8 protein-coding genes are annotated in these 9,997 nt (G+C 39.3%); 5 read left to right on the forward strand and 3 right to left on the reverse strand.

Features of this window, described 5'->3' with window-relative positions:
* The first annotated feature begins 175 nt into the window (after positions 1–175).
* On the forward strand, positions 176–511 hold the full coding sequence (locus tag QZ076_RS21365; RefSeq protein WP_293717132.1) for a helix-turn-helix transcriptional regulator: 336 nt from the start codon (positions 176–178) through the stop codon (positions 509–511).
* Positions 512–635: 124 nt separating this feature from the next.
* On the opposite strand, the gene QZ076_RS21370 is transcribed toward QZ076_RS21365, so the two are convergent.
* Positions 636–2,069: an HD domain-containing protein gene (locus tag QZ076_RS21370; protein WP_293717133.1), complete on the reverse strand. Its 1,434-nt coding sequence runs from the start codon at positions 2,067–2,069 to the stop codon at positions 636–638.
* A 79-nt stretch (positions 2,070–2,148) separates the two neighbouring features.
* Here QZ076_RS21370 and QZ076_RS21375 point away from each other — a divergent pair, with 79 nt between their 5' ends.
* Positions 2,149–2,985 (forward strand): hypothetical protein, encoded by an 837-nt coding sequence (locus tag QZ076_RS21375; protein ID WP_293717134.1) that lies wholly within the window; start codon positions 2,149–2,151, stop codon positions 2,983–2,985.
* An 85-nt stretch (positions 2,986–3,070) separates the two neighbouring features.
* On the opposite strand, the gene QZ076_RS21380 is transcribed toward QZ076_RS21375, so the two are convergent.
* Positions 3,071–5,671 (reverse strand): DUF6383 domain-containing protein, encoded by a 2,601-nt coding sequence (locus QZ076_RS21380; RefSeq protein WP_293717135.1) that lies wholly within the window; start codon positions 5,669–5,671, stop codon positions 3,071–3,073.
* Positions 5,672–6,082: 411 nt separating this feature from the next.
* On the opposite strand from QZ076_RS21380, the gene QZ076_RS21385 reads away from it, so the two are divergent.
* Entirely contained in the window at positions 6,083–7,513 is a 1,431-nt protein-coding gene (locus tag QZ076_RS21385) for an RNase adapter RapZ (RefSeq protein ID WP_293717136.1), read from the forward strand.
* Positions 7,510–8,244, forward strand: coding sequence for a nucleotidyltransferase family protein (locus tag QZ076_RS21390; RefSeq protein WP_293717137.1), 735 nt, complete (start codon positions 7,510–7,512; stop codon positions 8,242–8,244). Before QZ076_RS21385 ends, QZ076_RS21390 begins: the two co-directional genes overlap by 4 nt.
* A gap of 30 nt (positions 8,245–8,274) precedes the next feature.
* Here the strand turns inward: QZ076_RS21390 and QZ076_RS21395 are convergent, their stop codons facing one another.
* Positions 8,275–8,859: an RNA polymerase sigma-70 factor gene (locus QZ076_RS21395; protein WP_293717138.1), complete on the reverse strand. Its 585-nt coding sequence runs from the start codon at positions 8,857–8,859 to the stop codon at positions 8,275–8,277.
* 281 nt (positions 8,860–9,140) lie between these two features.
* On the opposite strand from QZ076_RS21395, the gene QZ076_RS21400 reads away from it, so the two are divergent.
* On the forward strand, positions 9,141–9,997 hold an 857-nt coding region (locus QZ076_RS21400), incomplete at its 3' end, for a FecR domain-containing protein (RefSeq protein WP_293717139.1).

A 9,997-nucleotide genomic window follows, 5' to 3' on the forward strand; every position in this document is an offset into this window, starting at 1 on the left:
TGTATTTCAATTATTTCAAAGAACTATTTATTCACTTTAACGGGACAGTAATGAAGAGAATTAATAAAATCACACGGACAAAGATATTGCAATTTATTATATTAGCAAACAAAAGTGCAATTTTTTATTACGGAGATCGCTTATTTATTCAAACCACAAATGTTAAATTGCTTGTATGAATGATATACTGAGGAATATAGATGCAATTCGCAGGAATAAAGGGTATTCGCAAGAATATTTAGCCAGTCAGATTGGAATAAAACAGGCTGGATTTAGTCTTATTATGTCAGGAGAACGGGAGTTAAAGTATAATACACTATTACAAATTGCAAATGCATTACAGGAATCAGTAATAGATATTATTGCATATCCGGAAAAATACATCCTGAGTAGAGACAATAATATATCGACGGAAACAGTATTACAGATTAAGTTGGATAACGACAAAAAAGAACAGGTTTTAAAAATCGTGTTCGGGGATGAAGGGGCAGAATTGTTAAGAGGGAAATAGCTTCCTTTCTCGGAGATATAAAAAATTCAGAGCCGACTTCTTGAATAAGTAAGTCGGCTCTGAGCATTTACTGATTACATTTTGTAATCTATCATAAATTAGTAGAACAATTAAGCATAGAAAATCATTTACTTACAGGAGATAACCCCATCTTTGCCGCCCGTTCCAGCATGAACTGTTTAGCAGCCTCATATTCATTAGGAATCACGCCATCCAGGATTGCATTTTTAATTGCTTCCTTAATAACTCCTACCGGTTGCGAAGGTGAAAGGCCGAATGTTTCCATAATTTCTTCTCCTGAAACAGGTGGCTGAAAATTGCGCACACGATCTTTCTCTTCTATTTCGGCCAGTTTCTCACGAACCAGACGGAAGTTATTCAGGAAACGACGAACCTTGTCCGGATTCTTACTGGTGATATCCGCTTCGCAAAGTTTCATCAGATCATCTATATCGTCTCCGGCATCGAAAAGAAGACGGCGGATGGCAGAATCGGTCACCTCATCATCAGCCAAAGCGATGGGGCGCATATGCAAAGTCACCATCTTCTGGACATATTTCATCTTTTCGTTCATCGGCAACTTCATGCGGCGGAAGATCCCCGGAAGCATACGCTCGCCAATAAAATTATGATTATGGAATGTCCAGCCCAAACGAGGATCGAAACGCTTGGTGGCAGGTTTACCTATATCGTGGAAGATAGCACTCCACCGAAGCCATAGATTATCTGTTGTTTTACTCAAACGATCCAACACCATTAAGGTATGAGCGAAATTATCTTTATGACCGATTCCCTCTTTCGTTTCTGCACCCTTCAAAGCACATAATTCAGGAAATATCAGTTGCAACAACCCACTTTTATCCAACAGATCAAAACCTACTGATGGCTTAGGGGAAAGAACAATCTTATTCAGTTCGTCAACGATCCGTTCCTTGGAAATGATCGAGATACGTTCTTTATTACGTTCGATAGCGTCAAAGGTATCCGGGTGGATAAAAAATCCCAGTTGGGAGGCAAAACGGACGGCACGCATCATGCGTAGCGGGTCATCGCTGAAAGTTATATCCGGATCGAGCGGTGTACGGATAATCAGATTATCCATATCTTCCAGTCCCCCGAATGGATCGACCAATTCACCATAACGATCTTTATTCAGACAAAGGGCCAGCGCATTGATCGTAAAATCACGGCGGTTCTGATCATCTTCCAGCGTTCCGTCTTCCACAATCGGTTTCCGGCTATCGTGGCTATATGATTCTTTACGGGCACCGACAAACTCGATCTCCAGATCACCTGATTTCACCTGTGCCGTACCAAAATTCTTAAATACGGATAAATGCGTCCGTTTTCCTAACTTGTCGGCTACTGCTTTTGCCAATTCTATTCCGCTGCCTACGGCAACAACATCTATATCTTTTGAAGGACGGTATAAAAAAATATCCCTGACGTAACCACCAATCACATAAGCCTCAACACCCAATTCGTCTGCAGCCTCTGATATTATGTGGAACGGCTTTGCCGATATATGATTTAAAATATCTTCCTGATCTATATACATTCGCTTTATTTATCTCACTCATTGAGACTGCAAAGATAAAAAATATATCTTTGCAGACAGAACGAATAAGCTAAACAACATGAAGAAGTCAGCAATATGTATCGCATTTGCCGCCATTACCCTGGCTGCATGCAACCAAACGGAGAAGGAGGCGCAAGCCCGACTGGACAATGCGAGAAAAATGTACGAACGAAATGAACTCTTCGCCGCAAAAAGCGAAATAGACAGTGTCCGGGCTCTTTATCCGAAAGAATATAAAGCATTAAAAGAAGGTCTGGCTCTGATGCGCCAGGTCGAATTAAAAGAGGCGGAACGGACTATTGCATTTTGTGACAGTCTGCTCCCGATCAAAATAGAAGAGGCTGAAACTCTAAAAAAGGGATTCACTTTTGAGAAAGACAGCGTCTACGAAGAGATCGGGAATTATATATGGAAACAACAGACGATAGAGCGGAACGTGCAACGTTGTTATATCCGCAGCGGAGTAAACGAAAAAGGCGAAATCTATCTTGCCAGTGTTTTCTACGGCGGCGCACCGATCAACCATACTGGAATAAAGGTCAGTACACCAGATGGACAGTTTGCTGAAACTGCTTCGATCGCTTACGACGGCGGAGTGAATTATCGTTTCAAAGATCTGGGAAAGACTACTGAGGTTGTTACTTATAAAGGTGAAAAAGGTCTTGATGCTGCCAAGTTTATCGCCACAAACGTAAAGGAGCGCATCAAAGCAGAATACACAGGCGGGAAACCTTATACATTATATATTGCCGATGGAGACAAGAAAGCAATTGCTGCAACTTACGATCTGGCAACTGTTCTCAGCGACCTGGAAAACCTGATAAAAGAAAAAGATAAATCGACCAACAGGATCGCATATTTAAAGAATAAACTTGAAAGTAATACGGAAGAATAAAGAGACCTATCACATAATCTCATAACAAAGGCTGACTCAAAAATATATTTGAATCAGCCTTTTTCTAATATATATCAGGTAATCCTTACTTTACAATCACTTTGTAAGCCTGGTCACCTTCAACAGATACAATCACAACACCTCTGGCTGTCGGAATTGTAACATAATCCGATGAAACAACGCGGGTACCGATTGTCTGTCCCAGAATGTTTGATACAGTGATCTTCTTTCCATGTGCATTACGGATACTGAATTCACCAACGCCACCTATTACCTTAATAGTGTTAGGAGCTTCGATTTCTTCGTTGGCAACAGGAGCCGGAGCAGTTTCTACAGAGAACTCAAGACCATCTTTTGTCATTACGACAACGTTATTTATGATGCCTACATATGGTGTACCTTTATTACCACTATTCAATTCTTTCTGATTTTCTAAAAGATAGTTACCGCTTTCTGTCACTTTTAACGCAAACAAAGCAGGATTGTTAGCACTATCCTTCATTGTTTCAATTGTGTCATTTTGAATAAAGTTTACACGAGGCATTGTCTTTGCGACATCATTATATAATGAAGAATCACGACCTGAAACCATATAATAATAATTTCTATCAACACCCGGAACACCATCCACCGCCTGTGAAGTCATAATGAAATACAACGGTTTTTCAGCAGTAGAAGCCTTTGATTTACTCAACCATAAGCTGAAGTTGTCCTTTCCATAAGTCGACTTCAAAATCTCCTGTCCTTCCTGTTTTGCTTCTGCAAAGAAGTTCAATGGGTTCATTGTTAATGACTTTAAATCCGAAGTAAATCGTTTGTTACCAGAATCTAATGTACCATATTCAGGAGCTTCCATTTCAACAAAATTGAAATAAGCGGGAGTTTCTGACAGAACCATGTTGGATGAGGATACCTGGGCATCAACATATTTATCCTTAATTGTTGCTTCGGTTGTATCTATTTGCATATTATACGTGCCGCCATTTACATTTGTATTAAATTTAAATTTCAATGCAGGAGCATAATCAGAGACTTTCAAACTTGCTTTAGCCTTATCATAAGCTACATATTTATTACTAAATTGAGACTTCAACTGATATCTCACAATTGAAACCGTATCTTTTAATGACAACGCACCACCAACTTTTGTTGTATCAACAGCTACAATTTTGAAAACAACAGCATCTTTTGCTTCACCAGATTTAATCTGAAGAATTGAATCTGTTGTAAAAGTATAAGTTTTACTTGTTTCTGTACCAGTAGGAATCAAATTTAAAACATAGCCGTTGTTTGCTAATTCGTCTTTTGTGAAGTTTACTGAACCCAAGAATTTATCATCAAGATTTACTTCCTGATGTTCTACTGTTATTGAGTCACCCTCGATTAAATAGGTATTATTCATACCTTGAACTGCAAATATTTCACTATAAATAGATAATAGTTCGCAGTTTTCCTTACTTCCGGCTTTAAACTGGCGACTAATAATTTTATACATTCCATCATTCTCTCCTATAAACCATTGACCATCAATCTTATTAACAGACGGTTTTTCTGTTTTATAGTTAACCCCATTTTTATCTACATAGTAATATTTACCTTCATTAGCATCTTTATTCGCACGTTTCAAGAAATACACACCTGCACCCGTAGAGATTTCTGCAGGCGCCCCTTGACTTGCTGTAATAAACGGAGAAATACCAATATTTTCATTTGTTCTTGTTGATAAGACCTTTTTATCCCCTAGCTGTACATAAACAACCACAACATTATCATTGCCATCAGGATCTTTCTTAACAGTCATTGTCAAAGAATCATTTTTAAGATCTGCAGTAAATTTGAATAATTTAAAATCATTATTCTCCTTCCCTGATTCTGTACGTATTGGATCTAATGAAAATTTATAACCTGCACCAACAGTTTTTAATGTATCAATTCCAAAATATCCATCGGCCTCTTTACCTTTCTCTTGCAGCTTTATATAATTACCATCTGAGATTGCAATCAAATCTTTACCACTAAAAATATCATCTTCTAATTTCTCTCCAAAAGACAAACGAAATGTTGTAAAACCATTTCCTAAATCTGAAGCAGTTAAAGGCATTGCCTTTCCTGGTGCTAAAACCTTAAATTCAGCGTTTTTCACATCAGAACTATTCCCAGGTTTAGAAAAAACTATTTTATAACTTGTCACATTATTCACAGTCGTGTCCTTTAAAAAAAACTCCATTGTTTTATTAGAGGACAACAGTGTCTTAATAGAACCTTCTCCGGTTTCTGAGAAAGACCACTCTGCAACGCCATCTGTTGTCAATATCGGTTTTGCCTCCAAATTTTTGTCAAAAGATAAAACTGCTTTAGTTTTCTTATTTTTGAATTGATAAGAATTTCCAGCAGGAGCACTGTTGGCTAATGTTATTTCCCACAATGCCAAATCAGCATCAGTCTTTGTTACCAATTCAGTTACAATGACAACAGAGTCCTGTTTTTCACTGTGCAATGATAAATATTTATCGTCCCCAGTTCTCAAATAATAATAATTACCTGCTTTCCATTTTGGTGAATCTATAGCTTCAGTAGAAGATGGATAAACTGGATTGACCGGATCGACCAGAGTATCTTCTGCATTTGCCGTAAACGAACTTACCGCCATCAAAGCAGCGGCTAATAGAGTAGATTTTTTATTCATATATTCTTCCTTTTGGTTTATACATATTATTAATACTAACGACAAAGATAGGATATTTTGCATTCGTAGTAGCCATAAGAAACACTAAAGATACTTATAATCATCTATATTGTACAAAACTAGTTGTTTTAATGCCAAGTTATTAATGCTTCATATAAACATACAGCATCTTTGAAACTGTTTCACCTAAGAGAAACAACTGTTTCATAGTGGAGAAACAACTGTTCCACTTAAGTGAAACAATCACTAAAAGGATATTCCAAACCAAATGCTTTGCCATATAAAATTCAACATCCTCGTATATTAATCCGGATTAGCCCGGCATAAAAACCAATCGCGGAAGCGAATGTTTTTAATTAAGTTTCCTCCCCTGACAAAAAACTCTTACCTTAGTGCCGTAATTAATGAAATATGGTAACAGAAGAATTAAAAAGACTCTACTACGAATATACTGGTTCACAGGCAGAAGACGTGACAGAACTACCCTCATCCGGTTCCAACCGCAGGTATTTCAGAATATCGGGACCTAAAACGTTGATCGGAGTCAGCGGATCTTCCCAGGAAGAGAACAAAGCTTTTATTTATATGTCCGGATTCTTCAGAGAAAAAGGTATTTCCGTTCCGGAAGTACATTACCACTCTGACGATCATTCTTTTTACCTGCAGGAAGACCTGGGCGACACAATGCTTTTCAATGCCATAGAAAAAGGACGCAGAAGCTGTGTTTTCGACGAGGAAGAGCGCCGGTTGTTACATAAAACGATCACGATGCTCCCATCCATCCAGTATGCAGGAGCCGACGGATTTAATTACAAGGAATGTTACCCTCAGCCGGAATTCAACCAACGTTCTATCCTCTGGGATCTGAACTACTTCAAATACTGTTTCCTGAAAGCGACCGGCATGGAGTTTCAGGAAGATCGACTGGAAGATGATTTTCAGAGAATGAGTGATGTCCTGTTGCGTGACACCACCCCTACTTTCCTGTACAGGGACTTCCAGTCGCGCAATGTCATGGTGAAAGACGGCGAACCCTGGTTCATCGACTTTCAGGGTGGTCGGAAAGGGCCGGTTTATTACGATGTCGCCTCTTTCCTTTGGCAAGCCAAAGCCAATTATCCGGAAGATTTAAGAAACGAGTTGCTTGCCGATTACTTGCAGGCCTTACGAAAATATACAGATGTGGATGAAGAGCACTTCTTCAGCCAACTACGTCATTTTGTTCTGTTCAGAACCTTACAGGTATTAGGTGCTTACGGTTTCCGGGGATATTTTGAAAAGAAACCACATTTCATCCAAAGTGTCCCTTTCGCAATCAATAACCTGCGCCAGTTATTAAAGAACGATTATCCGGAATATCCTTATCTGTGTTCCGTTTTAAAGGAACTGACCGGACTGACACAATTCAGGGACGATATAAAAAAGCGGATGCTGGAAGTTAAGATCGTTAGCTTCTCCTATAAAAAAGGAATACCCAACGATCCGAGCGGAAACGGCGGAGGTTTCGTATTCGATTGCCGGGCCATTAACAACCCGGGTAAATATGAACGATACAATCACTTTACGGGGCTCGATGAACCGGTTATCCGTTTTCTGGAAGAAGATGGTGAAATTACGCAGTTCCTCGAGCATGTATATAACATTGTGGATGCCTCGGTGAAACGCTACCTGGACCGTGGATTTACAAACCTGATGGTTTCCTTCGGTTGTACCGGCGGACAACATCGTTCCGTTTATTCGGCACAACATCTGGCAGAGCATCTGCATACCAAGTTCGGAGTGAAAGTAGACCTGACCCACAGGGAACAAAATATAGAACAAATCTTTGACGCAATATTATGAAAGCTATGATTTTCGCAGCCGGAATGGGGACCCGCCTCAAACCGATGACCGACAATACCCCTAAAGCATTGATACCGATAAACGGAAAACCCATGTTGGAACACGTGATCCTGAAGCTGAAGGATGCAGGGTTTCACCAGATCGTTATTAACATTCACCATCTGGGAGACCAGATCATTGATTTTCTGGCCGCCAATAACAACTTCGGTATCCAGATCCATATATCTGACGAACGGGGATATCTTCTCGATACGGGAGGAGGCATAAAGAATGCAGCTAAATTTCTTCAGGGAAACGAACCTTTCCTGGTACACAACGTCGACATCATGTCGAACGTCGACCTGAGAAAGTTATACAACTGTCACCTGGAAACAAACCCGTTAGCCACCCTACTGGTCAGCAAACGGAACACATCGCGTTACCTTCTTTTCAACAACAAGAACCGTCTGTGCGGATGGAGAAACCATGAAACCGGAGAGGTAAAATCTTATTACCCTGACTTCGACCCGAAGTTATATAATGAATATGCTTTCAGCGGTATCCATGTATTATCCCCGCAGATATTCGACTGGATGGAAGAATGGACGGGTAAATTCCCGATCATCAATTTCTATCTGTCTATTTGTGCAAAAGCGAATATCCATGCTTATGCAGCTGAAAATCTGCGATTACTCGACATCGGTAAACCGGAAGCTTTGGCCAAAGCGGAAGAATGGATGAAAAGTTTATAAGATAATAAGATGGCTTTAGCCGGAAATGTTTCAGACAATTCTGACTAAAGCCATTAACAACGGCAAATAGTCTTTCAATTCCACACGCAAGAGTTTCAATGCTTGCTGAATACGGTAATCGACTGTTTTAGACGACACATTCAGTTTTTCAGCAATCTCATTGTAAGTCATGCTTTGAAAGCGATTCATCTCAAAAGCTTCCCGGTAAGTTTCCGGCAGACGGGACAGGGCAGCTTCTATGTTCCGGGTCAATTCTTCCACTACATAGAAATCCGGATCTTCATATTGTGATTGCAGGTTCTCGTACATAGAAGTGACAACCCGCTGTTTCAGCTCATTACGGTTTATCAACGTAAGGCATCTGTTTTTTACCGCCCTGAACAAATAATTTTTTGGGGAAGACTCGATAACCTGCATGCTACTGTTTTCCCAGAACCAAACCATCACATCTTGTACAATCTCCTGCCCGTCATCAAAATCCACAAATTGTTTCGCATAGGCACACAACAAGGGATAATAACGCATAAACAGAATATCGAATGCTTTCACATCACCAACCTGGATCTTTTCAAAAAGAACCTCGTCAGTTGTATTATCCGTGATTTTTGAAAGCATATGGTAAAAAAAGGATTAAGTTCTAGTAAGACTATGTCAATTATGTATGCAAAAATAACATTTTTCAACATATTAACCTATTACAAGGGTATTAAGTTTTTGTTTCAGCAAGAACATCAATCGATTTCTTAGCTTTAAAGTGCAAAAACAGACAGATAATCAACATTTTTAACCATAGTCTTACTAGAACTCTTTCCCCCATTAAAAAAATTATCTCAAAAAAAACACTTTTTCATTTAGGAGGTATCTCTGTTCGTTAGTCTTTAATATAAAGAGACAAAATGGACATGCAAAAACAGATAGACGAACATATACTTCTAAATTACTTTACCGGTTCACTTTCCGCAGATCAAAAGCAGGAGGTAGAACAATGGCTACAAGAGTCTGAAGAAAATCGAAAACTGGCCCGGGATGTTCAATACATCTATATGGCGACCGACACACTGAATACAATTAAAGAGGTCAATTCAGCAGAAGCGTTAGAGCAGGTAAAGAAAAAATTCAGAAAACCGAACAATACGAATTATCTTGTCTGGTTTCAGAGAGTCGCAGCGATTCTTGTTTTTCCTTTACTGGTCAGTACTATTTATTTCATAACAAAAAAAGAGCCTGCCGAATATATTGAAGTAAAAACGAACCCTGGCATGGTTGCCACCCTGAATCTGCCGGACGGCAGTAAAGTATGGTTAAACTCCGGATCTTATTTAAAACATCCCCAGAAATTTACCGGCGACACCCGGACTGTCGAACTGGATGGAGAAGCCTATTTCTCCGTGCAGAAAGATAAATCAAAAAGGTTTATCGTGAATACACCTTTCGACCTGAAAGCCGAAGTACTGGGTACAGAATTTAATATAGAAGCATATAAAGGTAGTAACCAGGTAACGACTTCTCTGATTTCCGGTTCAGTCAAACTTTCTTTCCGAAACAAGGAAAATGAAGAAGAGTCGTTCATTATGAAACCGGATGACGAAGTGGCTTACAATATAAAAAACAAAGGGATCAAAACGAACACATCTTATCTGCCGACACAAATAGCCTGGAAAGATGGTTTGGTTGTTTTCAGAAACACTTCTTTCGAAGAGGCTCTAAAAATACTGGATAAGCGTTTCAATACCAAATTTATCATAAAGAATGA

It is taken from the genome of uncultured Parabacteroides sp., from assembly GCF_905196875.1.
Classification (GTDB): domain Bacteria; phylum Bacteroidota; class Bacteroidia; order Bacteroidales; family Tannerellaceae; genus Parabacteroides.